The organism is Ruegeria sp. BJ5 (assembly GCF_056537865.1).
The window spans coordinates 441387-466364 of the sequence record NZ_JBQFSH010000001.1 but is presented as its reverse complement, the minus strand read 5'-3'; the positions used below and the strand labels follow the sequence as shown (position 1 = coordinate 466364).

Here is a 24978-nt window from a genome sequence, read left to right as displayed (position 1 = left end):
CGTCAGAACCGTGCCTGAATTGTAAAGTCGAAGTTCTGCTCTTTGTCGAAGTCTTCCTTCTTCACGGCCTGCGAGAAGTTGAACCGCAGCGGACCGAACGGCGTATCCCATAGCAGCGAGACGCCGATAACCTGACGGATCGAGCCATCTGCGCCGACGATATTGGCACCTGTCGTATCAACATTGTTAATGTTGTACAGGTTGCCGATGTCATAGAAGACACCGCCGCGCAGCCCCAGTTCTTCGGGCAGCCCCAACGGGAAGTCCGACTCGAACCGGGCGACCCAGTAGTAGTTGCCGCCGATCGCATCATCCTGCCCGTTCGACAGGTCACGAGGGCCGATACCGGCCGGCTCGAAGCCGCGGAACGTTGTCGGACCCAGAACATAACGGTCAATTGCCCGGCTGAAGTCGTCACCCTGCCAATGGAGCGCGCCGGCCTCGAAGGACGCGCGCAGCGTCATTTCCTCGTTAAGGACCTTTGTTTGGGCAATCGCCCGGGTCGAGGTCTTGAAGTACTTGTTGTCGCCACCAAGGCCAGCCGCGTCCACGCCGACCTCGAACAGAACACCTGCATTCGGGTTCAGGCCGCCCAGTCGGCTGTCATAGACATAGGCCAACCCCAGCGAGCTTGTCGAACGTTTGCCTTGCGCGATTTCCGACGCGATGACTGCCCCGTTTACCTCATCGTCCTGTTGCGACATTTCGGACTTGTTCCAGTTGTACCGCAGCCGCAACGAGGACAGTTCGCCAATTGCGTAACTGATCTGCGGATTGAAGAACACACTCTTGGTGTCATAGCTGGCAAAGCTGGAATTGGTTCTCGAAAGACCAAAGCCCAGATCAAAACGCAGTTTGCGGCCCAGCAGATACGGTTCGGCAAAGTTGATGACGTACTGCTCAGAGTCCTGCGCAGTCGACAGCGTCAGGCCAAATTCCTGTCCGCGCCCGAGGAAGTTCCGTTCCTCAAGCCGGATGGCGATCCCGAAACCGTCGGAAACCGAGTAGCTACCGCCCAACGCCAGTGAACCGGTCGGCTGCTCTTGGACATCCACGTCCACGATCACCTGGCTGGGGCTGGACCCTTCGCGGGTTTCCACATCCGCGACCGAGAAGAAACCCAAGGCCCGGATACGTTCGGCGCTCTGCCGGATTTCGCGCGGGTTGAAGGGGTCACCCTCTACCGTGTCGAACTGGCGCCGGATGACCCGGTCTAGAGTGGTCGTGTTGCCCTCGATGTCGATCCGTTCGACAAAGATGCGCGGGCCTCTGGTCAGCACGAACTGAACATCCAGCGTCAGGTCACGGTCGTTGCGGGTCACGCGCGGCTCAACACGTAGGAAGTCGACGCCCTGCTTCAGGCCAAGACGTTCCTGCCGAGCGATCGAATTCTCAATCAGAGTTGGCGAATACGTGACACCAGGTTTGATCTTGAGGGCCTTCTGATACTCGGCCGCATCAACGCCCGGGATTTCGCTGACTGTCGAGATGTTGCCGAACGAGAATTTCTGACCTTCGGTGATGTTCATCACCAGATAAAAGGCGTCGCGCTCCCGCGTGAACTCGACATTGGCGCTGTTGATCCGAAAATCGACATAGCCGCGCGACAGGTAGAAATCACGCAGAACCTGTTTGTCGAATTCGATGCGGTCGGCAATGAACGTGTCACCGCGCAGGAAGGTGCGCAGGATGTTGGCCTGCTTGGATTCAAGGACACGGCGCAGACGACGGTCGGAATAGGCGCGGTTTCCAACAAAGCTGACGCGCTCGATCTCAATCGTGGTGCCTTCCGCCACTTCAAAAACCAGGTCCACCCGGTTGTCGCTGCGGCGGATGATCCGCGGAATGACAGTGGCCGATACGCGGCCTTGCGCCGAGTAGATTTCGGCGATCTTGTCAGCGTCGGACTCCGCGACTTGCGGCGTAAACACGCGGCGCGGCTGCGACGAGATTGCCTGGATCAACACGTCATCCTTGACGCGGCGATTGCCCTCGATGCTGATCTTGTTGATCGTCGGATACTCGGCGACCTCGATCACCAGAGTGTTCCCTCGCGGGGTCAATTCGACTGTCTCAAAAACACCACTGTCAAGCAAACGCTGGTAGGCGTCATTCAACTGGCCCGCAGTGACTGTCTGACCGGGTGTGATTCCTGTCCGGGCGATGATGGTGGACGTCTCAATGCGACGGTTGCCCTGAACATCGAACGACGAAATCGTGTAGGTCTGGGCCTGGGCGGCTTGCGGAACCGCCGTAAAACTCATTGCCGCAAAGAGGAAAAAAATCGTTAGTGCCCGCCACAAAATGTTGCCGTGCGGTTGCGCAGTACCGCAGGATGTGCCCGCGCCTCTCCTGTAAGCCATTTTTGTCTCTACCTAGAATTTCGGACTTTAGAAGTTGAGTAGCCGCTCTGGTGGGCCTTGTCAAAAGCACAAACGAAAAACGCGACCGGATCGGTCGCGCTCGGGTCGTTCAGCTGGGTATGGGGAATCACATACCGGCCAGATATGCGGCGCCTGCCAGTGCCAAAGCGGTCAGCCCAAAGCTCAGCAACGCGTCCCAGTTCAATACGAACAGGAAGCTGAAGCCCCGATAGGAATTTCGCAATGCCTTGGTCATTGGTTACAGCCCGCTTAATTGCATGTCTCGGCAGAATTACCCCAAACAAACTAGGTTTGAATTGAGGCAATTTTGCGACCGCAACGCGTCAATGCCGCCACAATCAGCAGAACAGGTCGTTGCTTACCGAGAAGATCATGAGGCTGAGAATTAACGTGATGCCCACCGCCATCAACAGTTGCAAAGCTCGGTCGCTGGGCGGTTTCCCCGCGACTGCTTCGTAGGCGTAGAAAACAAGGTGCCCCCCGTCCAATGCCGGGATTGGGAACAGGTTCAGCAAGCCTACAGCAGTGGACAGAACCGCGATGAAGAAGATGAAGCTCTGCGCCCCTTGGCTCGCCATCGCGCCCGAGGTTTCCGCGATACCAATGGGTCCGGACATGTTGCAGGTGCTGATCGCACCGGTGACCATGTGCCATATGCCGGACAGCGACCCCTCGATGATGCGGCCGGTCTGGATGACACCGCCATGCAGCGAGTCGACTAGACCCGCAGGTTCGGTCGCCGGGACCAGCATCATGCCGCCGACGATTCCAATCCGCCATTCGGTTTTGAAGCCGCCGTCCGCCTGTGGTTCATCCGTGCGACGCGGCGCCAGTGCAAATTCCAACTCGGCGCCGTCGCGCCAGACGTCCAGCAGAAGCACCTTTCCGTCCGAGCTTTCGACCTTTTCCTTGAGCTGTTCGAAGGCAAAAATCGGGTCGCCATCAACCGAGGTGATGACGTCGCCCGCCTGCAACTGGATATCCATCGCAGCACTGCGCGGGGCGACCTGCTGGATCAAGGGCGGGAACAGCCACGGAGCCGACACGTCGAGGGTCTGGCCGTCGCGGATGACAGTGTATTCGAGAACCGGCTGCACCGGCAGCGCTTCGGTAAACTCGGTCCAGGCCCCCTCCTGATCGAAATCAGGCGTGGGGATGCCAGCGATCGCAACGATTTCGTCCCCCTCCTGAAGCTCCTGCACGGTGCCCGGCAGAGGTTTCAGCGATCCGACCGTCAGTGGCTCGCGGGTCACGCCTTGCGACCAGAAGATCAAACCGAAGACAAGGATCGACAGAACGAAATTGAAGACCGGCCCGGCCGCAACCGTGGCAGTCCGCGCCCAAAGCGGTGCGCCATGCATCGTCCGACGCAATTCTTCGGGGCTTTGCGTGGTGATTTCGGCCATCGTCTCAGTGTCCTTGCCCGAGGCCGCATTGGCATCGCCCAGGAATTTCACGTAGCCGCCAAAAGGCAGCAGAGCGATCTGCCATTTGGTGCCGCGTTTGTCCATTCGGCTCCATAGCACCGGACCAAACCCCAACGAGAACACCTCGGCATGGATCCCGGACCAGCGGCCAACGATGTAATGCCCATATTCATGCACCGCCACGATGACGGACAGCGCCACGACGAATGCGGCAATCGTATAGACCAGCCCACCAAATTGCGGGATCAGCGAGAGTATGTCCAAAATTCTATCCTGCTCTTCGTAGTACGGCGTCATCCACCCATTGACGTGCCAGATGGTCCGTTTTCAGGACGTTATCAAGGGTCAAAGGGGCATCAATAAGGCCGCCTGCATCGTCGAAACGGTCCAGAACGGCGGCCACGGCGTCGGTCATGTCCAGAAAGCCGATGCGTTGACCGATGAAATGATCCAACGCACGCTCCTTGGCGGCGTTGAAGATCGCGCCTGACAGGCCACCGCGTTCGATGACCTCGCGGGCCAGCCGCAGGGCCGGGTAACGCGCCGGGTCCGGATCACGAAAACGCAGCTGACCCAGCTTGGCCAGGTCCAGGCGCGGCACCGGCAGGTCGCGCCTTTCGGGCCAATGCAGAGCATAGCCGATCGCATGCCGCATATCAGGCGCGCCCAGATGCGCCATCACTGCGCCATCGCGAAACCCGACCAGAGCATGCACGATGGATTCCGGGTGAACCACAACTTCGATACGGTTAGGGTTGATCCCGAAAAACTCTTTGGTCTCGATTACTTCCAGCGCCTTGTTGAACATCGAGGCGCTGTCGATCGTTATCCGCTGACCCATGTCCCAATTGGGGTGGCTCGAAGCTTGCTCGACCGTAGCGCCGGCCAGCTTCTCGACCGGCCAGTCACGAAAGGCGCCGCCGCTGGCTGTGATGATGATGCGTTCGACCGCATCCATGTCTTCACCCACAAGCGCCTGAAAGACCGCCGAATGCTCGCTGTCGACAGGAAGCAGACGCGCGCCGTGGCGTTCCGCGGTTTCCAGAACAAGCGGGCCGGCACACACCAGCGTTTCCTTGTTTGCCAAGGCCAGGGTCGCGCCCTGCTTCAAAGCCTCAAGCCCCGGCGCCAAACCGGCCGAGCCAACAATGGCGGACATGACCCAGTCTGCCGGGCGAGCGGCCGCTTCGATCAGCGCGGTTGCGCCCGCAGCGGCTTCGATCCCGGTTCCGGACAATGCATCGCGAAGATCATCCAGATGCTGGTCAAAGGCGGTTACCGCCACTTCGGCGCCCAGCCGGCGGGCGTCCTGCGCCAGTTGCCGAACATTCGCCCCGCCGGTGACGGCGACCACCTTGTAATCCTCCGGGGCCCGAGCAATCAGATCGATCGTATTCTGGCCAATCGATCCGGTCGCGCCGAATATCGAAACCTTTCGCATCAGATTTCCCCGGGCGAATAGACCAGCGACGCGATCAGAACCATCAGCGATGCACCCATCATGCCGTCAAATCGATCCAGAAAACCGCCATGTCCTGGCACCAGGTTCGAGCTGTCTTTGACCCCGAACCGCCGCTTGACGGCGCTTTCCACAATATCACCGGCCTGGCTGGCCATCGAGGCCAGGACCGAAACCAAAACAAACCGGTAGCCAAACCCGGCATACGCGGCAACGGCTGCGCCCACCAGCGCGGCTGCCACCCAGCCGCCCGCCGTGCCCGACCAGGTCTTCTTGGGGCTGACGCGAGGCCAGAACTTCGGGCCACCGAACGTCTTTCCCACGAAGTACCCAGCTACGTCCGTGGCAACGACGACCAGGATCAACCAGACCATCCAGCCAAACCCCATCGTCTCGCGGATCTGGATAAACCCGTAACCCGCACAGGCAATCCACATGGCAAACAGCACGTAGATCCCGCGTGAGTGCGAGACCTGCCCTGCCCCGACCAGTGCGGGCGCGATCAGAAAGGGCAGTTTGTAGAGCGGCGGAACATGATAGCTGAGCATGACGGCAACGCCGGTCAGGATTCCCAACTGAACCGCGACGCCCATCCGATCGGAATCGATCATGCGAACCAGTTCCCAGGTCATCAGACCGCACGCTGCGGCAACAAATGTCTCGAACCATAGTCCGCCCAGCCAAACCTCGACCGCTCCAATAGCGACCAGCACCAGGGCAGACAACACCCGGGTGGTGAGGTCGGACCATCGGCCGTCCGTCATGCCGGAACTGCTCCGAACCGGCGTTCGCGCGACCCGAAGCTCTTGCACAGCCGTTCCAGCTCGGCCGCGGTGAAGTCGGGCCAGAGCGTGTCGATGAATTCGTATTCCGAGTAAGCGGATTGCCAGAGAAGGAAATTCGATATCCGCGCCTCGCCGCTGGTGCGAATGACCAGATCGGGGTCAGGCAGGACGCGCGTGTCCAGATATCTGGGCAGCGTTTCCTCGTCGACATCTTCTGGCCGCAGGTTGCCTGCGGCAACGTCCCGCGCCAGCCGCTTGGTTGCCCGGGCCACTTCGTCCCGACCACCATAGTTGAGAGCGACGGTCAGGTGGACAAGGTCATTGTTGGCCGTCTCGCGCTCCAACGTGTCCATCAACTCGATCAGTTTGGCATCCAGCCGCACCCTGTCGCCGATGAATCGGACACGGATACCGTTTTGGGTCAGTGTTCGGGTTTCCTTGATGATGTAGCGCTTGAACAGGCTCATCAAACCGGCAACCTCGACCTGGGTCCGTTTCCAGTTTTCCGTCGAGAAGGCAAAAATCGTCAGGTACTTGATCCCCAGCCCCGGACAGGCTTCGACCACTTCGCGCACCCGACGGGCACCGGCGTGATGCCCGTACAGCCGTGGCCGGCCGCGCGCCTGGGCCCACCTACCGTTGCCATCCATGATGATGGCCACGTGACGCGGACCACAGTGGGGCTCGTTTTGGGGATCAGCGGGCATGGCTTGCGCTCAAACCTGCATGATTTCGGCCTGCTTGGCCTCAAGGGCCGTATCGACGGCCTTGATCATCTGGTCGGTCAGTTCCTGAACCTCGGTTTCCCAGAACTTCTGATCGTCTTCCGACAGGCCGTCGGCCTTGGCTTTCTTGATCTGATCCATCCCATCGCGCCGCACGTTGCGAATAGCAACGCGGGCGTGTTCGGCGTATTGCCCGGCTACTTTGCCCAGCTCGCGGCGGCGCTCTTCGTTCAGCTCGGGGATCGGCAGCATGATGATCGTGCCATTCAGCTGCGGGTTGATGCCCAGTCCGCTTTCCCGGATCGCCTTTTCCACTTTGCCGACCAAAGCCTTGTCCCAAACATTCACGGTGACCATACGCGGCTCGGGAACGTTTACAGTGCCGACCTGGTTGATCGGTGTCATCGACCCATACGCATCCACCATAACCGGCTCGAGCATCGAAGCCGACGCACGTCCGGTGCGCAGCGACGCGAATTCGGTTCTGAGGTTGGCCATCGCGCCATCCATGCGGCGTTTCAGATCATCGGTGTCCAGTTCAAAATCGTCAGACATGCTGCTCACTCCCCGTCTTCAGGTTATGTTGGAATGGCTCTTACGCCATCGCACCTGGGATGTATAGCAATCATGATCAGGAAATGTGGCAATGACCAGAGTTGTTTCCGCGAAAAAACCGATCCCCCGGACAAAAAAGACCGGCCCTGTGGCGGGCCGGTCTGGCACAGAAAAAACCAAGCCTCAGGCGTTCAGGTCAACGACCACGCGCCCCTTGACCTGACCGTTGAGGATGTCGGCACCCAACTTCGGAAGATCATTCAGAGTGGCGGGTTGGATCATCGCTTCCAGCTTGTCCATCGGCAGATCCGAAGCTACCCGCTGCCAAGCCCGCAGTCGGTTGTCGAACGGCTGCATCACGCTGTCGATTCCCAACAGGTTGACCCCACGCAGCAGGAACGGAATGACGGTCGCCGGCAGGCCCGCGCCGCCGGCCAGACCGACCGCTGCCACCGAGGCGCCATACTTCATCTGACCCAGAACGCGCGCCAGCATTGCGCCCCCGACGGCATCAACGCAGCCAGCCCAGGTTTCGCTTTCCAGCGGACGTTTGGTGGTTTCGTTCAACTCGTCACGCGGCACGATTGACGTGGCGCCAAGCGCCTTCAGATAGCCTTCGGTTTCAGGCCGCCCGGTCACAGCCGCAACTTCATATCCCAGATTGGCCAGAATCGCCGTGGCAACCGAGCCGACGCCTCCGGCTGCACCGGTTACCAGAACCGGCCCGCGGTCGGGCGTCAGACCGTGATCTTCCAGCGCCATCACCGCCAGCATCGCGGTAAAACCGGCAGTTCCCACGGCCATGGCCTGGCGCGTGCTCAACCCCTCGGGCAGAGGTACCAGCCAATCGGCCAGTGCGCTGGCCTTCTGGGCATACCCGCCCCAATGCGCCTCACCCACGCGCCAACCGGTCAACACGACCTTGTCGCCGGGTTTGTACCGGTCGTCCGAGGATTCTTCGACAGTTCCAGCATAGTCGATCCCGGGCACATGCGGATAATTTCGGACCAGACCGCCGCCCTTGGGCGACATGCACAAACCATCCTTGTAGTTGACGGTCGAGAACTCGACGGCCACACGTACTTCACCATGCGGCAAGTCATCTTCCGAGATCTGCTTGATCACCGGGCTGGCCAGTCCGCTTTCCTCGTCCTTTTCCATCACCAAAGCGTTGAACATATTCCAATTCCTTTCATTGACCGTGGCCCGACCGATCTGTCATCTGGCCCAAATGCTTCCCGGGCGCGTCCCGCGCGCCCTTCCCGGCTCAAATCCAGAACTTGTCCTGCACGATTGCAGTCCGCATTCCAGACGGCGTTTCGACTTCGACCTGCGTTCCCGGATCCCAGTGGCTCAGCCGCAGCATACCGATCGACACGTTGGTTTGGAAATCCGGCGACCAGGTGGCCGAGGTCACCTGGCCCACACGCTTGCCGCCGCCATAGACCGGCCACGGCCGATCGCAGGGGGGCACCGCGTCGCCCTCGATCGCGATCGGACGGATTTGCTGAACCGGCCCCTCTTTGGCCACCCGCAACAGCGCATCCCGCCCAATGCAGCCAATGGCCGTATGCGTGTTGCAGAACTTGCCCAACCCGCATTCATGGGGCGTGTTGTCATCGGTCATGTCATTGCCGTAAGACAGCAACCCGCCCTCGATCCGCTCGATCAGGTTGGGGCAACCCGCCCGAATCTGCAGGTCTTCTCCGGCGGCAAACAGCGCATTCCACAAGGGCATGCCGACGTCGCCGCCTTCGACATAGATCTCGAACCCGCCCTGTTTGGAATAGCCCGACCGCGCAATCGCCAGATCACGCCCCTCGAACTGGAACATGTCGAACTTGAAGAAGCGGATATCACGCACCCGGTCGCCAAAGACCCGCGCCATCAGGTCATCCGAGTTGGGTCCCTGCACCGCCAAGGGCGACACGTCTGGTTCATCCACCAGAACATCCAGCCGATATCCGTTGGCCAAGCCTTTGACCCACAATAGCAAATCGCTGTCTGCGATCGAAATCCACCAGCGGTCATCCGCCAGTTTCACCGCCACGGGATCGTTCAGCATTCCCCCGGTTTCGTCCACGATCGGCACATAGTAGCACTGGCCCGGCAGCATGCCGCGCAGGTCGCGCGGGGTCAGCATCTGCATCAGCCGCGCCGCATCGGGACCGCGCAGTTCGACCTGCCGCTCGCATGATACGTCCCAGACCTGCACGTGGGTTTTGAGATGCCGATAGTCGGCCTCGACGCTTTCAAATACCGTGGGCAGCAACATCCGGTTGTACACGGTATAACCTTTGACACCGGCCGCCTCGACCCCGTCGGAGAACGGCGTGCGCCGCAGCCGGCGCGACAAAGAAATCTGTGGCACTTAGACCTCCTCGGGCAAGAAAACGAGATCACTGACCGGGGCCCCAGACCCGGCCTCGGTCAGCATTTTGTGGATTTGTCCCCGGTGATGCGTTTGATGATTGAAAAAATGCATCACACACACGGCGTAAGGTAATGTAATGTTTTCTTCTTTTGCTGCGGAATACCATGTGAACGGGCCCGAGATTGGCTCGTCGCCCAGAGTATCAACCCAAGCATCGATCCGGGCATCGATGGTCTCGCGCAGTGGAAGCCAGTGCGCCAGATCCGGGCACAGGTGGACGCTTTCGTGAATACCGCCGCCCTTGCGGTGCGGATTGCTTTCAGGCCCCGGACCTTTGTCGAACCGGGACATCCAGATCCAGTCGCCCCACAGCAGATGGTTGGCAGTCCCCAGGATCGACCCGAAAAACGCGCCGCGTTCCCGGGTCAACTCCTCGGGAGAAAGCTCTTGTAGAAAACCCGCCAACTGGCTGTTCTGCCAGCGGTTATAGCGGGCCATCTGCCGAGCATAGGCGCCGGTGATCATCACTTGGGTCCGTGCCAGTCGATCGGGCAGATTTCGGCCGATTTGCCGCCGAAATCCCAGACACGACCATAGTCGCGCACCTTCGACTTGGTGCCACGCGCCACGATGATGTCCGGACCCATCCAATACTTGGAATTCGAAACCATGACCGGATGCTCGGGATCTTTGCCTGCCAGCATCTCGATCTCACCCTGGATCTTGCGGCCGATGACGATGCGGCGTTTGTTGCCGTCGCGCTCGATCTGCACTGGAGCACGCTCGGCCCCGATGATTTCACTCACCAGCATCGTGAACAGCCCAGTGGTGCCACCGGCCTGCCCGCTGAAAATCTGCAACAGGCCGTTGTACGCCTTGCCACTTGCGCGCTCATCCACGTAAGCGGCAACCTTCCACTGGCCTTCGCCCATCCGGCCGGGAATATCGACCAGCAGACCGACGTTCAGACCCGACAAGTCCTCACCTTCATAGTGTCCCTCGTCGATGATCACACCCATCCACGCATGACAATGCCCTTCGGTCGGAGGATGCGCCCCAAGCGAAACCACGCAGGGGCAGAACACGTCGCAGGAGCAGTTCAGAATAAGCTCACCCTTGATGGCCCAGTCCGTCGGGCTCATCTCTCGGCGCTTGGGATTGGGCATCCGGCTGTCAATTCGCTGACTGACCGGCAGCTTGTCGGCATCGGGTTTTCTGTTTTTTGCCATCGGCTTATCCTCCGTATGCAATTGGGTAGATCAGCAGCCCAAAGCCACCTGCAATCAAAGCGAAACCCAGCGGCCGTGTCAGAACATGACCGATCTGGGGCAATTTCTCCAACACCATGAACAGGGTCGCCAAACCCATCCACAGCAGGCTCATCACGCCTCCGACAAAGCCAAGCGCCATGAACCCCCAGCAGCAGCCGACACAAAAGGCGCCAAGCCCCAGCCCCATGCGCAGACCGCCAGAGAAACCGGTGCGCCAGTGTCCAAGGAAATAGGTCATGGGTGCATGACACACCCCGTGGCACACCTCCTTGGCTCGGGTGAACTGAAAGGCGCCGACGGCGATCAGAAGGCCGGCAGCAAAGAGCGGAGATTTGGCAATGCCCAGCATGTCGATCACGCCTCCGAACAGCAACGCCAGCTGAACACCTGTGATCAACGCGGCGAACCCAGCCCAGACTACGAAATAACCCATCAGAACGCCGACCCACCCGAGCCTTGTTCCATTGGCGCTCTGGATCAAATCTTCATAGCTTCTCAGTGTTGGAACCAACGTCGGAAGCATCATCGCGGCCATCATGATCGCCCACATCACGAACAGCGGGCCGAACTCGGCCATCGGCATGTACATGTCCATGCGGGGATCCATTGCACGCATCGCTTCGGCCATCGGCCCGGGTCGGCCAATCCAATCGACGCCCATGTCGCGGCTCATGGTGTACATCACCCACCAGGCCCACAGGATCAGGACGAAAAAGCCCAGCCACAAACCGTTGCGTAGAAGTGCCCGACTCATGTTCCCTCCCGACTCGGTGCTTGCTTTTCAAATGTCAGACTTTTAAATGTCAGACAAATAAATTTTTCACGGCGGCCTGCAGAATATGAAAATCGATCCTCAGAAAAGCACCGACCTGTCTGCACAGATCGCCCAGGCCATCCGTGATGCTATCGTATCAGGAGAGCTGATCGTGGACGAGCGCCTGCCCTCGGAATCCGAGCTGGCGGACCAGTTCCAGGTGTCGCGCCCCACTGTGCGCGAAGCGCTGAAACGGCTGGCGGCGCAATCGCTGATCCGCACCCAGCGCGGCGCGACGGGAGGTGCCTTCGTCAATCGGCTGAGTTTCCAGGACGCCTATTCCCAGCAGATCACGACTTCGACGCTGCTGCTTTCGATGAACGAGGTCAGTTTCGACACCGCTTGCGAGGCCCGCTATGCGTTGGAGCGGGCCTGCGCGCCCTTGTCCGCCCAACGGCGCACCGCGGATCAATTGGCCACCATGCGCGCGGAGATCTTCCGGCAGGCGCAGCCCGGCCTGACGGATGAGGCCTTCTGTGCGTCGGACGTGGCCTTTCACCGGGCGCTGGTCGATGGTGCGGGCAACCCTGTCCTGTCCTATCAACTGGCCGGCGCGGTCGAAGCGATGCAGCCCCTGATGAACATGATCACCTTCACCGCACGCTCGCGCGAAGAGATCATCCGCCTGCACAGCAAGATCGCCGACGCGCTGGAGGCGCAGGACGCCGAAACAGTCGACGCAGCTCTGGTCGACTTGGAAACCTACACACGCCGCCTGGCTCATGACGTGGCCGAACGTCGGCGGAAACCGGCCTGAAGACACTCTGAATACTTCTTGACGCATCACATCAACGGAAAGGACACTCGAGCAGGCAGACCATCATCCGGCGGGAAGACCGGCACTCTCAATAAAATTGATTTTCAATGACTTACGGGAGGACGTTATGAATAAAAGACCGGATCCAACATTCTATCCATCCGCCAAGATGGCCATGGAGGCCCCGCCCGAGACCTTGGCCTTTACGCTGATGCTCAGCCCCGATTTTTCGCAGCCCGATGGCCTGGCGGTTGTGAATGTCGACCCAACTTCGGGCGATTATGGCAAGATCGTTCACAAGGTGATGATGCCCAACAAGGGCGACGAGTTTCACCATTTCGGATGGAACGCCTGTTCCTCGGCCCTGTCTCCGCTGACCGGCCATGCTTTTCTTGAGCGCCGGTACTTGATCATCCCCGGTATCCGTTCCAGCCGGATCTACGTGATTGACGTGAAAGAGCCGCTGAAGGCCAAAATCCACAAGATCATCGAACCCGAAGAAGTCTTTGCAAAGACGGGGTATTCCCGCCCCCACACGATCCATTGCGGACCCGAAGGTATCTATGTCAGCACCTTGGGCGGCGGCGGACCAGATGGCACCGATGGGCCTCCGGGCATCTTCATCATGGATTGCGAAACCTTCGACATCATCGGACGTTACGAGATCGAGCGCGGCGTGCAGGACAAGCACTATGATTTCTGGTGGAACCTGCCGCGTGACTACATGGTCAGTTCCGAATGGGGTCTGCCCCCGCAATTCGAAAACGGGATCGTGGCCGAAGATCTGCTGTCGAACAAATATGGCCACCGGATCCATTTCTGGAACCTGCGCGACCGCACCAACATCCAGACCATCGACCTGGGCGAGAACCACCAGATGGCGCTGGAAATCCGGCCGGCGCATGACCCGGTCAAACAATACGGGTTCTGCGGCGTGGTGGTCGACACCACCAATCTTCAGGGTGCGATCTTTACCTGGTGGCGCAACAAGGATGGCAGCTTCGAGGCCAAGAAGACCATCACGATCGATCCGCAACCCGCTGATCCGAATGATCTTCCCGATCTACTCAAAGGATTCTCGGCGGTGCCGCCGCTGGTGACCGACATCGACCTGAGTCTGGACGACAAATATCTGTACGTCGCGTGCTGGGGCACCGGTGAAATGCACCAATACGATGTCTCGGACCCGATGAAGCCCAAGCTGGCCGGCAAGGTCGAGATCGGCGGAATCGTCAAGAAAACCAAGCATCCCAACGGCAAGGACTTTGGTTATGGCCCGCAGATGGTCGAGATCAGCCGCGACGGCAAACGCGTCTACTGGACCAATTCGCTCTATTCCACGTGGGATGACCAATTCTATCCCGGCGATCGCGGCGCTGCGATGGTCAAGGCGGATGTGGGCGAAAAAGGCGGCCTGACACTGGACAAGGATTTCTGGGTGGATTTCCCGAAAGGGTATCGCAGCCACCAGATCCGGCTTGAGGGAGGAGACTGCTCCACCGACAGTTTCTGCTACCCTTCGGTCTGAATTGGACGTCTTGATGACATCGACGGCCGGCCTTTGGCTGGCCGTTGTTCTGAGCGGCGCCTATCACGGGTTGAACCCCGGTATGGGCTGGCCGCTGGCCGTGTCGGCGGCATTGATGGAGCAACGCCAATCCGCCCTCTGGCGCGCGTTGGCAGCGCTGGCGGGCGGGCATTTCCTGGCGATGCTGGGCGTGCTGCTGCCCTTTGCGCTGATGACCATCCTTGTAGACTATCAGCGCGAAATCCGGATCGGAGCGGCCCTGATCGTGATCGCCATGGGCCTTTACATTGCGATCACCCGTCGTCACCCACGGTTTCTGGCGCGCGTCCCGCCCAGTCGGCTGGCGCTGTGGTCGTTTCTGGTGGCGCTGGCGCATGGTGCGGCGCTGATGCTGGTCCCGATCTATCTGGGCCTGTGCGGGCTGGACGAGTTGGATACCGGCCACAGAGCCGTGTCCGAGATCATGGGCAGCAATGGCCTGCTGGTTCTGGCTGTGGCCGCGGTCCATACCGGCGCAATGATGCTGGGCGGCGGTGCGCTGGCCTTCGCGGTCTATCGCTGGCTGGGCCTGCAGTTTCTGTCGCGCAGCTGGTTCAACCTGGAAATGGTTTGGGCGCTCAGCTTGATCCTTGTGGGCGTGCTCGGCTTCTGGGCCGCAATCTGAGGTCTTCCCCCTGCCCCGAAACAGATTAGGTTCGACGTACAGGCATTTGAAACGCGAGGCCCCATGACCGGAACACTCAACATCATCGCAGCCCTTCTGACCATCGGCTTTGGCCTGTTCGGCTTTTTGGCCCCGGCCTGGACGGCGGCCTCGCTTGACCTTGCGCCCACCAACAGCACGATGGGCCTCAGCGAGATGCGGGCCTCGGTCGGCGGGCTGTTTGTCGTGACCGGCATCGCCGTATTGTGGCTGAACCACCCGATGGCCTACGCGATGCTGGGCGTGGTCTATGCGGGCGCGGCGCTGGGTCGGTTCGTGTCCGTTTTGCTGGACAATCCCCCCTTGGCCAAGGCGTTGACCTTCGGCGGAATCGAGCTGGTGCTGGCGATCTGGCTGATCGCCGCCAACCTTTCCAAGCCCGCGTGAACGGTTGAAAAATCGCGATCGTCTCGCGCTTTGGGGGTTTGCATCCGCAAAATTCCTCACCTATATAAATGCTGTCCTTCTGGACTATGGACATAAACGCGCTCGTAATAAGCGGATCGGACCCGGGGGCGGTACCCGGCGGCTCCACCATACATCCTTCATTTGGGGATCATGGGGCCGAAACAGGATCGACGAACGTCTAAAGGGGTTAGCTTTGTCCCGGCTGTCTGCCACCGTTACCGGCGAAAACAGTACAATTGCAAATGACAATCGTGCTCCGGTTGCCGTTGCTGCGTAAGCAGTAACCAGACCGAAACTTAAGTCCTTGCGCCTAGCCGCGTAAGGCGGGGTTCGCAGGTACCTGGCAACAGAAACCTGCATTTCCCTAGATTTTGTCTGAGTTTTTGCGCCGAATTTGGCCGCCATTCAGAAACTGTTCACTCCTGTCATTCAAAGTAGCGGAAGACAGACAGGAGAGTTGGGATGACTCATTCAGAGATACTCAGGGCCTGGTATTCCGAGGTCTGGGAAAAAGGCAATATTGACGCGATCGACCAGTATTTTGCCCCGGAAACGATGGCCGAAGGGCTGATACCCGAAATGCAGGTCGGCGCGGACGACTTTCGCGACCTGGTCATGGCCTTCCGGCACGTTCTGGGCGAAATTCAGGTGGATTTGCCCAAAATTATCGAAAACGGCGATTGGGCGTCGGCCGTTCTGCATGTGCGGACCTCGCGGGCGGACAACGGCGCGCCCTTGGAGGTCACAGGCCAAGTGATGGCGCGCTTCAAAGGTGACAAGATGGTCGAAGCCTACAACCAGTTCGACTTCGTTTCCCTGTTCGAACAGCTCGGCCAGTTCCCGCAGGATACCTTGCCCGTCTGCATGACAGGGCAACGGCTGGACTGGGCCTGAACCGGTTCTTGACCGCGTGTGCTGACCCCGAGTAGCAAGAGCACACGGGGTCAGCATGTGAACGCCCTGCCCGGCGGCAGCCCGGGTTCGCATGTCTCCAAATCCAAAGGGGCACATGGCATGGCTGCGCAGTTTCAATGATCGCTGGTGGTCGGATCAGTACCTATGCTCCGGACAGCGGATGGGGACAGCACCCGTGGACCGCCACAACCGACCCATGCGTGACGGAGCCCCGGTATTGAAACCCTCACTGTCAGAGCTGGTTAGGGTTTTCGGCCGCATCGGCCTCCTCTCATTTGGTGGCCCAGCGGCACAGATCTCATTGATGCACCAAGAATTGGTCGAACGGCGGCCATGGTTGGATGAGCAGACCTTTCTGCGCGCGCTGTCGTTGTGCATGTTGCTGCCCGGCCCCGAAGCCATGCAACTGGCCACCTATGCCGGCTGGCGGCTGCGGGGCGTGCCGGGCGGGCTGATTGCCGGCGGCCTGTTCGTTTTTCCCGGAGCGCTGGTCATAGCCGTGCTGGTCGGCCTGTATGCTGCCTACGGAGACCTTCCCCTGGTCCAGGCTGCATTTCTCGGGATCAAGGCCACGGTTATCGTGATCGTTCTCCAGGCGGTCCTCAATCTTTCCCGCAAAACTCTATCTGGGGCAGAGCCCGGGATTCTTGCGATACTGGCGTTCCTGGCGATCTTCGCTCTGAATCTACCTTTCCCTCTGATCATTCTGGCCGCGGCTATCTGGGGCTTTTCACGTAAGCCTTCAGAGCAGCCTTCGGTGTCACAGAATGTCGATCCCGCATTGGCTCGACCCGTGCGGACCGCAGCACTCTGGCTGTTTCTTTGGTTGGCTCCGCTCGTGTTATTGACCCTTTCCGGCCAGACGTTGCTAAGCGATCTAGGCTGGTTCTTTGCACGATTGGCCGTAGTTACTTTCGGCGGGGCCTATGCGGTTCTGGCCTACATGACCCAGACGGTCGTCGAGAACTATCAATGGATCTCTACCGATCAGATGATCGATGCACTGGGACTGGCAGAAACCACCCCCGGCCCATTGATACTGGTCACGCAATTCGTCGCCATGCTCGCCGGGCAGTTGGCGGGCGGGATGTCCCTTGCGCTGGCAGCCGGGATCGTTGCGCTGTGGGCGACCTTCGTTCCGTGCTTCCTCTGGATATTCGTTGCCGCGCCTTACCTTGACGTCATAGCGCAAAGACCGAGACTGTCGGAAGCATTGCGCGCAATTACCGCGGCGGTCGTCGGTGTGATTCTCAACCTGTCGGTGTGGTTCGGACTGCATGTCCTGTTTGGAACCATCGGAGAAGTCGAGTTTGGTCCGATCTCACTGCCCATTCCGGTTTTTTCGACCTTGGACATCGCAGCCGTTGGATTGACATGCCTTGCCGGAGTCTTGATTTTCATAAGAAAAACCGGTCTGGCAACGACGCTGGGCATCATGATAGGAGCAGGCGCAATCCTGCATCTGGTTTAAACAATCAGACGCAACCCGCTCTTTCGTTTCCGATCAAATCCCTTATGCTTGGGGTAACCACTTTCGAGGATGACACATGTCGCAAGGCATTGACTACGGCAACTTGATGCACACCGCTATGCGCGGGCTGATCAAGACTGTTCTGAAGCGCGTTTCCGAAACCGGATTGCCCGGCGCGCACCATTTCTTCATCACCTTCGATACCCGTGAGCCCGGCGTCGAAATCGCTGACTGGCTGCGCGAACGCTACCCTGATGAGATGACGATCGTGGTGCAGCACTGGTTCGAAAATCTCGAGGTTGGCGAGGACGGATTTGCCATCACGCTCAATTTTGGTGACGCTCCGGAGCCGCTGTATATCCCCTATTCGGCCATCCAGACCTTTGTCGATCCGTCGGTCGAATTCGGGCTGCGCTTCGAAAGCTCGGACGAAGACGATGAGGACCCGGCGGAAATCGATGCGGAGTCGATCGAGGTCGAACCCGAAGACGAGCCGCATCATGATGCGGATATCGTATCGCTGGACAGCTTCCGCAAGTAATTCGTATCCATTGGACAAGGCTTCGCTTTTTTGGCGGAGCCTATTGTTTTTTCAGGAATGTTTCGACCGAGCGCGACTTCTGTCCATCTCTAAACCGAGAAAAGGATAGGTTCAGCCCATCCTCGGCCAGCGTCCGGTCATATTGCTGCAATTCGTACCCACCGTCCTCATCTATGAACAGCGAGAAGACGGTCAGCGTTTCCCCTTCGATCCGCCCCCAGACAAAAGGCTCACCCTTCATTGGGTCCAGCGGAACCTCATGACCGAAGACATTCCGCTTCATGGCTGCGGAATAGATGTTGTTCCGATCAGAAGGTCGGAACTCGACCGAAAAGCTTTGTTCTTTCACCCGACCGTCGGCTTTGTAGGTGGTAGTCTTCCATTTGACCACGAACCCTTCGCCGGTCTCTGCGATCGAAACGCTCATGTCGCGCGGGGTCGACGACCCGTCCGCATCCACCACATCGGCAGATCCGACATAGTCGCCGACAAAGGGACCGATGTCCTGCGCCCATCCTGGAGACGCCAACAAAAGCCCAATCGCCAGTACCGACAGCCATCGGGCCATTAGCGCGAAAGATGAGGTCCGGTCTGAGCGATTCATGGTTCTTTCTCCGCGTTTGCCTTCTTTATCTTAGCTCAGCCGGGATCGGGCACAATGGTATGGCCCTTTGACCGACCAAGAAAAGTGACGCACACCGCATGGCTATACCTTTTTTGCCCTTCGGACTAAGGTGCGCGCAACTGGCCGATTGCGCTGCAGGCCGGCTGCGGCTAAACGGCATGCGACTGCATACCAGACGGAGTGACAGATGTCTCAGACCCGCACCGAATCCGACAGTTTTGGCCCGCTCGAGGTTCCTGCCGACAAGTATTGGGGGGCGCAGACGCAGCGCTCGATCATGAACTTCCCCATCGGATGGGAGAAGCAGCCCGTCGCCATCGTGCGCGCGCTGGGCGTGGTCAAGAAGGCCTGCGCCATGCAGAACAGGGCCACCGGCAAGCTGGACGCACGCATCGCCGACGCCATCATCCAGGCCGCCGGCGAGGTGATCGAGGGCAAGTTTGACGACAATTTCCCTCTGGTCGTCTGGCAGACCGGATCGGGCACCCAGTCGAACATGAACGCCAACGAGGTCATCGCGAACCGCGCGATCGAGATCCTGGGCGGCGTGATCGGCTCGAAGGATCCGGTGCACCCGAACGATCACTGCAACATGGGGCAATCGTCGAACGACACCTTCCCCACCGCAATGCATATCGCCACCGCGATGAGCGTGCGTGACGTGCTGCTGCCGGGGCTGGAAAAGCTGGCCGCCGGGCTCGAGCAAAAGTCGGCGGAATTCAAGGACATAATCAAGATCGGCCGCACCCACACGCAGGACGCGACCCCGCTGACCCTGGGCCAGGAATTCAGCGGCTATGCCCACCAGATCCGCCAGGGCATCGCCCGCGTGAGCGCCGCCATGCCCGGCATCTATGAGCTGGCACAGGGCGGCACCGCCGTCGGTACCGGGCTGAACACCCAGAAAGGCTGGGCAGAGGCCGTAGCCGCCAACATGGCCGAAATCACCGGCCTGCCCTTCGTCACCGCGCCAAACAAATTCGAGTCGCTGGCCGCTCATGACGCCATGGTGTTCCTCTCGGGCGCCTTGGCCACCGTCGCGGGCAGCTGCTACAAGATCGCCAACGACATACGCTTCCTCGGCTCGGGGCCGCGTTCGGGTCTGGGTGAACTGATCCTGCCGGAGAACGAGCCCGGATCGTCGATCATGCCAGGCAAGGTCAACCCGACCCAGGCCGAGGCGCTGACTCAGGTCGCCGCCCACGTCATGGGCAACGACGCTGCGATCAAATTCGCCGGCAGCCAAGGCCATTTCGAGCTGAACGTCTACAACCCGATGATGGCCTACAACCTGCTGCAGTCGATCCAGCTGCTGGGAGACGCGACCGACAGCTTTACCGAGCGTATGCTGCTGGGCACCAAGGCCAACGAGGCGCGCATCGACAAGCTGATGAAGGAATCGCTGATGCTGGTTACTGCCCTGGCCCCCACCATCGGCTATGACAACGCCACCACGGTCGCCAAGACTGCGCACAAGAACGGCACCACGCTGAAAGAAGAGGCCATCAAGCTGGGCTTCGTCGACGAGGCGACCTTTGATGCCGTCGTGCGCCCCGAGCAGATGATCGGGCCCAAGGACTGATGGGCAAGCCGGTCAATCTGAACCGGTATCGCAAGGAAAAGGCGCGGGCCGAGAAAAAGGCCCGCGCCGACCGGAACGCGGCGGCGTTCGGGCGTAGCAAAGCGGACAAACAGCTGGACCAGGCCCGTGCCAACAAAGCCCGCCGCGATCTGGACAATCACGAGCTGGATGAATGAGCGGCCCGCCCGTCAAACGCTCGCTGACCCTCAAGGGGCACCGCACTTCGGTCTCGCTTGAGGACGAGTTCTGGCAGGCGTTTCGGGACATCGCCAAGGCAAAAGGTCTACCTATCAATGTTTTGGCCTCGGAAATTGATGTCGCGCGCGACCCTGAGACTGGATTGGCGTCGGCCATTCGTGTCTTTGTTCTGAACTGGTACCGGTCACCCCATCGCAGCCCTTGATCTGATCCCCGTCGGTGTCTAGGCTGGTGGTGAACAAAAGGGGTACATTCGATGCGCGAACTCGTGACCGGGCCGGATGGCCAACCGCGATGCGGCTGGTGTCAGGCCGCGCCGGAGTTTTTTGACTATCACGACAATGAATGGGGTTATCCGGTAGGTGACGACCAGCGCCTGCTCGAGAAACTCTGCCTTGAGAGTTTTCAGTCTGGCCTCAGCTGGCGCACCATTCTGGCCAAGCGCGAGAACTTCCGGAAAGCCTTTTCCGATTTTGATTTCAACGTGATGGCCGGTTTTTCTGATGCAGACGTTGAACGCCTGCTGCAAGATTCCGGCATCATCCGCCATCGCGGCAAGATCGAGGCGGTGATCAACAACGCCCGCCGCGCACAGGAGCTGGTGGCCGAAACCGGCTCTCTGGCGGCCTATGTCTGGCGGTTCGAGCCCGAGACCCCTCCTGCGCCGCAGACGGCCTCGACTTCGCCCGAGTCGGTTGCCATGTCCAAGGATCTGAAAAAGCGCGGGTGGAAATTTGTCGGCCCCACCACGGTGTTTGCCTTCATGCAGGCGATGGGGCTGGTGAATGACCACGCCACCGGCTGCGCCATGCGCGAAAAAGCGGCGCAGATGCGCCGCTCGTTCATCAAACCGGTCTGACCTCAGACCGAGGCGCGATAGATCTTGTCGATATTGCTGCCCAGGGCCGCGTTGAACTCGGCATCCGACTGCTGTTTCGACAGCCCCTCGGTCAGCGCACGCGAGAAAGAGGCGATCATCTTGCCGTTCTGCGCCAGCAGGTCACAGGCCTCGTCGGTCGAATAACCGCCCGACAGCGCCACCACCCGCAGAACACGCGGATGATCGGCGGCCTCGTCATACAGATTGGCCTTGTTCGGCAGTGTCAGCTTCAGCATGACGTCCTGCCCCTCGCCCAACTCGTCGAGGTTCTTGAGGATTTCGGCTTGCAGGATCTCTTCGGCTTCGGCCTTGGTGTCCGACTTGATGTTCACCTCGGGCTCGATGATCGGGACCATGCCGGCCGCGATCACCTCGCGGGCCACGTCGAATTGCTGTTTCACCACGGCGGCGATGCCCTCGGCATTGGCCTCGTGGATGACCGAACGTTCCTTGGTGCCGAACACGCCTTCGGCCTTGGCCAGCGTCTCGGCCAGGCCCGGGATGGGCTTCATCAGTTGTACGCCGTTTGCGGTGTCTTCCAGCCCCTTGTCGATCTTGAGGAACGGCACGATGCCTTTGACCGACCACAGGTAATCGGCCACCTTGCGACCGTCGATTTCCTCGCCCAAGGTGCGTTCGAACAGGATCGCGCCGATCACCTTGTCGCGGGTGAAGTCGTCGGCCAGGATGATCCGGGCGCGCATCTTCTGGATCTCGGCAAACATCTCCTCGTCCGAGCCATAGTCGGACGGCTGCACGCCATACAGCGCCAGCGCCTTGGGCGTCGAGCCGCCGCTCTGATCCAGAGCCGCGATGAAGCCTGCACCGTTGATCATCTGTTCGCGCTGTTCAGCCTTGGACATAACACTTTCCCGTTCAGTAATGATTCCGCTTTTCCAATCGCATACAGCATGGCGCGGGCCGATGATAGTTTGTTAGCGCTCAACCACGCGCAGCCAGATTCCGTGGCGCGACCGGACCGTCAGATGCGCCACCGGGACCGGCGTGCGGGCCTCGACAGGTTCGAACCGGTACCGCCGCAGCAGGGTCGACAGGATCAACGGCCCCTCGACCATCGCAAACCCCGCCCCGGTGCAGACGCGCGGCCCGGCCGAAAACGGGATGAAGGCCGCCCGCTGACAGGCCTTGCCGTTTTCGGTCGCCCAACGGGACGGGTCAAAGCCGTCGGGGTCCTCCCACAGCCGTTCATGCCGGTGCAGGTGCCATGGGCTGAGCACGATCTGAGCGCCCTTGGGCACGTCGCGGTCGCGGAAGCGTTCGGGGCATGTGGCCTCGCGCACCATCATCGGGACCGGGGGATAGAGGCGCAGCGCCTCGCGGAACACATCGCGGCTGATGCGCAGTCTGGACATGCTGGCAAAACTGATTTCATCCTGCGCGCGGGCTTCCTCGGCCACGCGGTCCTGCCAGTCGGGATAGGCGGCCATCAGGTACAGCGTCCATGCCAGGGCCGAGGCGCTGGTCTCGTGCCCGGCCAGGAAAAAGATGGCGACCTGATCGATCATCTCATCGGTATCGAAACACTGACCGGTCAGAGGGTCGGGCGTGGTCATGATCTTGGTGGCCAGATCGTCGGGCGCGGTGCCGGCGGCGATCTGCGCGGCCCGCTCGCGGGTCAGGCGGGCGATCAAGGCGCGGATTTCGGCCGCCGCACGGCGGGTCTTGCGCGGGTGGAACCGAGGCACCCAGCCGGGCAGCGGCACGAAAGCCGCAAGGTTCAGCAGAGGTTGCTGCCGCTGATAGGCGCGGAATTTCTCGAACACCTGCGCGGCAATCTCGTGCTCGATCGGCACCGAGAACAAGGTGCGAAAGATCACGTCGGCGGCGGCATGGCTGGTGACCTCCTCGATCTCGATCGGCACACCCGTCCTGTCGCGCAGGCGATCGGCGCAAGCCTCGGCCGAGGCCAGCATCGCGGGAAAGGTCTGCTTCAGCCGTCCGCCTTCGAAGGCCGGGTCGATGATGCGGCGCTGCCGTTCCCAGGTCGCACCATTGGTCAGGAATACCGATTGGCCCAGCAAGGGCCGCAGGCCTTCGCTGATCCGGCCGGATTTCGGGAAATCCTGGGGGCGGTGTTTCAGGACCCGGTCGATCAGCTCGGGCTGGTTGATCAGGTAGGACCGGAAGAACGGGGTGCGGAACTCGGCCATCCAGGCGCGGTACAGGCGTTGCGGCTGAGCTGACAGGATATCACGCCGGAACAGGCGCAGGTATTGCCAAAGCGATACCTTGTCCGGTCTGGTGGACGGTTTGGGCGGGGTCATGCGCGCACCGTTCGGTACTTGGACACCGCCCGCTCGATCCGCGATTTCGACGGCGCCCGCCCGGCGAACCGCGCGCCCAGTGTCAGCGGCCCCGCGGTGATGCGGAAATAGTCATAGCCGCCCGGCCGATCAAAGGTGCAAAGATACTGGAAATGCAGGCGGAAGAACCGCCAGCGCAGCGCGGCCCAGCGTTCGGGCGACAGGGTTTGCGTGAAAGCGGCCGACAGGACCAGAGGCCAGCGTTTGCCCGGCCCGGCAACCCCGCTGACCGCAACCGGATCACATAGGGCAAAGGCGCAGCCATCCCCGGGTGCCGAGACATCGACCCATGTCAACTGCTCGGTCTGCGACAGCAATTGCAGGTCGGACCGCAACCGGCCGGCCCGCGGCAGGAATGACACCATCGGCACCACCTGCCCCAATGTCAGGAACGACAGGACCGGGCCATCCGGTGGCACCTCGCCCCGCCGCAGCAGGTCGGCCAGAACCGAAACCCCCAGATGGGCGCCGGAACTGTGGCCCACCACCAGAACCTCATCGACGGGCGACCGTAGCGCTGCCGCAATAGTGGCACGGAATTCGTCCAGCCGAGCCTGCAACTCGGGCGGCGTTTCTCCCCGCAGCCGCGCAGAATAGGCATAGTCGTGCATCAGGTAATAGGCGAACAGGCGGTTGTCGATCTTTCGGAACCAGCGCAAGACCCACCAGCCCGCCAACACGCCAATAGCCAGGCTGAGATACATCCGCGCCGCAAAATAGGGACCGAACAGCGCGGGTCCTTCCACAGCTTCAACCAACCAATGCATCGCGGACTCGGACAACATTGCCACACCGTAGAAGACCAATCCCGCCAGCGCCAACTGCCCCAGCAACATCGCCACCGGATAGAGTGCGGCGATCACCGGTCCTTTGCGCAGCCGCATCAGCCGCCACAGCGTGCCAGTCGAGATGTAGATCGAGGCCGTGCACAGCAGTTGCCAGTAGGTCGCCGGGATCGAGCTGTCCATGCTGTCGCGCACGATGTCGGACCAGACTAAAACCTCGACATCCGTATCTACTTCGGCCCCGTCCTGCTCCGACCGGACGTGCCAGCCATAGGGGCCATCGCCCGTCTTGGCCGAGACCTCCAACCGATACCCGGAAATCGCTGACTGCGCGCGCCCCTCTTTCCGATAGAGTTCGCGATAGCGGCGGGGATGGATCGGATCATAGCCGGGGATATAGAACACCCGGCGTCGTTGTACCCCAGATTGCGGAACCTGACTGCTCATGCCTTTGCCCTTGTTGCGGG

At 60.4% G+C, this 24978-nt stretch carries 27 protein-coding genes and 1 other RNA gene; 12 read left to right on the top strand and 16 right to left on the bottom strand.

Going from position 1 to position 24978, the window contains the following annotated elements; all coding sequences use genetic code 11:
• Positions 1-2: 2 nt before the first annotated feature.
• The 12 genes from bamA to ACR0NY_RS02240 all read right to left on the bottom strand — a co-directional run bounded on the left by bamA (position 3) and on the right by ACR0NY_RS02240 (position 11734).
• Complete coding sequence (gene bamA / locus ACR0NY_RS02295; protein WP_170338688.1) at positions 3-2363, bottom strand: outer membrane protein assembly factor BamA; 2361 nt, start codon at positions 2361-2363, stop codon at positions 3-5.
• Between the two features lie 127 nt (positions 2364-2490).
• Entirely contained in the window at positions 2491-2619 is a 129-nt protein-coding gene (locus tag ACR0NY_RS02290; protein ID WP_254920122.1) for a hypothetical protein, read from the bottom strand.
• Positions 2620-2722: 103 nt separating this feature from the next.
• A complete protein-coding gene (gene rseP, locus ACR0NY_RS02285) occupies positions 2723-4075 on the bottom strand; it encodes an RIP metalloprotease RseP (RefSeq protein ID WP_093962009.1) in 1353 nt (450 codons plus the stop codon).
• 4 nt (positions 4076-4079) lie between these two features.
• Positions 4080-5252, bottom strand: coding sequence for a 1-deoxy-D-xylulose-5-phosphate reductoisomerase (dxr, locus tag ACR0NY_RS02280; protein WP_170368418.1), 1173 nt, complete (start codon positions 5250-5252; stop codon positions 4080-4082).
• Positions 5252-6034, bottom strand: coding sequence for a phosphatidate cytidylyltransferase (locus ACR0NY_RS02275; RefSeq protein WP_170338692.1), 783 nt, complete (start codon positions 6032-6034; stop codon positions 5252-5254). Before ACR0NY_RS02275 ends, dxr begins: the two co-directional genes overlap by 1 nt.
• Positions 6031-6762: an isoprenyl transferase gene (locus ACR0NY_RS02270; RefSeq protein ID WP_170368417.1), complete on the bottom strand. Its 732-nt coding sequence runs from the start codon at positions 6760-6762 to the stop codon at positions 6031-6033. The genes ACR0NY_RS02275 and ACR0NY_RS02270 overlap by 4 nt, the downstream gene beginning before the upstream one ends.
• Before the next feature lie 9 nt (positions 6763-6771).
• Positions 6772-7335: a ribosome recycling factor gene (gene frr / locus ACR0NY_RS02265; protein WP_093962005.1), complete on the bottom strand. Its 564-nt coding sequence runs from the start codon at positions 7333-7335 to the stop codon at positions 6772-6774.
• A 183-nt stretch (positions 7336-7518) separates the two neighbouring features.
• Positions 7519-8514: an acryloyl-CoA reductase gene (gene acuI, locus ACR0NY_RS02260; protein WP_170338698.1), complete on the bottom strand. Its 996-nt coding sequence runs from the start codon at positions 8512-8514 to the stop codon at positions 7519-7521.
• Positions 8515-8602: 88 nt separating this feature from the next.
• Positions 8603-9706 carry a dimethylsulfoniopropionate demethylase gene (locus ACR0NY_RS02255; RefSeq protein ID WP_170368416.1) on the bottom strand — a complete coding sequence of 368 codons (1104 nt, stop codon included), beginning with the start codon at positions 9704-9706 and terminating at the stop codon, positions 8603-8605.
• The gene (locus tag ACR0NY_RS02250; protein ID WP_170339281.1) at positions 9707-10234 is read right to left on the bottom strand and encodes a DinB family protein; all 528 of its coding nucleotides are present in this window, start codon (positions 10232-10234) and stop codon (positions 9707-9709) included.
• On the bottom strand, positions 10234-10938 hold the full coding sequence (locus ACR0NY_RS02245) for a DUF1326 domain-containing protein (RefSeq protein ID WP_093962001.1): 705 nt from the start codon (positions 10936-10938) through the stop codon (positions 10234-10236). Before ACR0NY_RS02245 ends, ACR0NY_RS02250 begins: the two co-directional genes overlap by 1 nt.
• Positions 10939-10942: 4 nt before the next feature.
• Entirely contained in the window at positions 10943-11734 is a 792-nt protein-coding gene (locus tag ACR0NY_RS02240) for a DUF2182 domain-containing protein (RefSeq protein ID WP_170338706.1), read from the bottom strand.
• A gap of 85 nt (positions 11735-11819) precedes the next feature.
• Between ACR0NY_RS02240 and ACR0NY_RS02235 the strand changes: the two genes are divergently transcribed.
• From ACR0NY_RS02235 to ACR0NY_RS02200, 8 genes are all read left to right on the top strand, one after another.
• A complete protein-coding gene (locus ACR0NY_RS02235; RefSeq protein WP_170368415.1) occupies positions 11820-12551 on the top strand; it encodes a FadR/GntR family transcriptional regulator in 732 nt (243 codons plus the stop codon).
• A gap of 127 nt (positions 12552-12678) precedes the next feature.
• Positions 12679-14079, top strand: a complete 1401-nt coding sequence (locus ACR0NY_RS02230; RefSeq protein WP_170338710.1) for a selenium-binding protein SBP56-related protein — start codon at positions 12679-12681, stop codon at positions 14077-14079.
• 13 nt (positions 14080-14092) lie between these two features.
• The gene (locus tag ACR0NY_RS02225; RefSeq protein ID WP_170338712.1) at positions 14093-14743 is read left to right on the top strand and encodes a hypothetical protein; all 651 of its coding nucleotides are present in this window, start codon (positions 14093-14095) and stop codon (positions 14741-14743) included.
• A 63-nt stretch (positions 14744-14806) separates the two neighbouring features.
• Positions 14807-15169: a DUF4345 family protein gene (locus tag ACR0NY_RS02220; RefSeq protein WP_093961997.1), complete on the top strand. Its 363-nt coding sequence runs from the start codon at positions 14807-14809 to the stop codon at positions 15167-15169.
• Positions 15170-15203: 34 nt separating this feature from the next.
• Positions 15204-15551: a transfer-messenger RNA gene (gene ssrA, locus ACR0NY_RS02215) on the top strand.
• 101 nt (positions 15552-15652) lie between these two features.
• Positions 15653-16084 carry an ester cyclase gene (locus tag ACR0NY_RS02210; protein WP_093961996.1) on the top strand — a complete coding sequence of 144 codons (432 nt, stop codon included), beginning with the start codon at positions 15653-15655 and terminating at the stop codon, positions 16082-16084.
• A gap of 217 nt (positions 16085-16301) precedes the next feature.
• The gene (gene chrA, locus ACR0NY_RS02205; protein WP_170368528.1) at positions 16302-17576 is read left to right on the top strand and encodes a chromate efflux transporter; all 1275 of its coding nucleotides are present in this window, start codon (positions 16302-16304) and stop codon (positions 17574-17576) included.
• Positions 17577-17652: 76 nt separating this feature from the next.
• On the top strand, positions 17653-18117 hold the full coding sequence (locus tag ACR0NY_RS02200) for an SspB family protein (protein ID WP_170368414.1): 465 nt from the start codon (positions 17653-17655) through the stop codon (positions 18115-18117).
• Positions 18118-18157: 40 nt separating this feature from the next.
• On the opposite strand, the gene ACR0NY_RS02195 is transcribed toward ACR0NY_RS02200, so the two are convergent.
• Positions 18158-18721 carry a hypothetical protein gene (locus ACR0NY_RS02195; RefSeq protein WP_170368413.1) on the bottom strand — a complete coding sequence of 188 codons (564 nt, stop codon included), beginning with the start codon at positions 18719-18721 and terminating at the stop codon, positions 18158-18160.
• 208 nt (positions 18722-18929) lie between these two features.
• Between ACR0NY_RS02195 and fumC the strand changes: the two genes are divergently transcribed.
• From fumC to ACR0NY_RS02175, 4 genes are read left to right on the top strand one after another with little or no spacing between them, the layout of a single operon-like run.
• Positions 18930-20324 (top strand): class II fumarate hydratase, encoded by a 1395-nt coding sequence (fumC, locus tag ACR0NY_RS02190; RefSeq protein ID WP_170368412.1) that lies wholly within the window; start codon positions 18930-18932, stop codon positions 20322-20324.
• Positions 20324-20500 (top strand): DUF4169 family protein, encoded by a 177-nt coding sequence (locus ACR0NY_RS02185; RefSeq protein ID WP_170368411.1) that lies wholly within the window; start codon positions 20324-20326, stop codon positions 20498-20500. The genes fumC and ACR0NY_RS02185 overlap by 1 nt, the downstream gene beginning before the upstream one ends.
• Complete coding sequence (locus tag ACR0NY_RS02180; RefSeq protein ID WP_170338719.1) at positions 20497-20727, top strand: ribbon-helix-helix domain-containing protein; 231 nt, start codon at positions 20497-20499, stop codon at positions 20725-20727. Before ACR0NY_RS02185 ends, ACR0NY_RS02180 begins: the two co-directional genes overlap by 4 nt.
• 51 nt (positions 20728-20778) lie before the next feature.
• Positions 20779-21381 carry a DNA-3-methyladenine glycosylase I gene (locus ACR0NY_RS02175; protein ID WP_170368410.1) on the top strand — a complete coding sequence of 201 codons (603 nt, stop codon included), beginning with the start codon at positions 20779-20781 and terminating at the stop codon, positions 21379-21381.
• 2 nt (positions 21382-21383) lie between these two features.
• Here the strand turns inward: ACR0NY_RS02175 and ACR0NY_RS02170 are convergent, their stop codons facing one another.
• The 3 genes from ACR0NY_RS02170 to ACR0NY_RS02160 form a co-directional block, all read right to left on the bottom strand.
• Positions 21384-22265: a fructose bisphosphate aldolase gene (locus ACR0NY_RS02170; protein ID WP_170368409.1), complete on the bottom strand. Its 882-nt coding sequence runs from the start codon at positions 22263-22265 to the stop codon at positions 21384-21386.
• 72 nt (positions 22266-22337) lie between these two features.
• Positions 22338-23687 (bottom strand): cytochrome P450, encoded by a 1350-nt coding sequence (locus ACR0NY_RS02165; RefSeq protein WP_170338726.1) that lies wholly within the window; start codon positions 23685-23687, stop codon positions 22338-22340.
• Positions 23684-24958: a hypothetical protein gene (locus tag ACR0NY_RS02160; RefSeq protein ID WP_170338727.1), complete on the bottom strand. Its 1275-nt coding sequence runs from the start codon at positions 24956-24958 to the stop codon at positions 23684-23686. Before ACR0NY_RS02160 ends, ACR0NY_RS02165 begins: the two co-directional genes overlap by 4 nt.
• Positions 24959-24978: the final 20 nt, after the last annotated feature.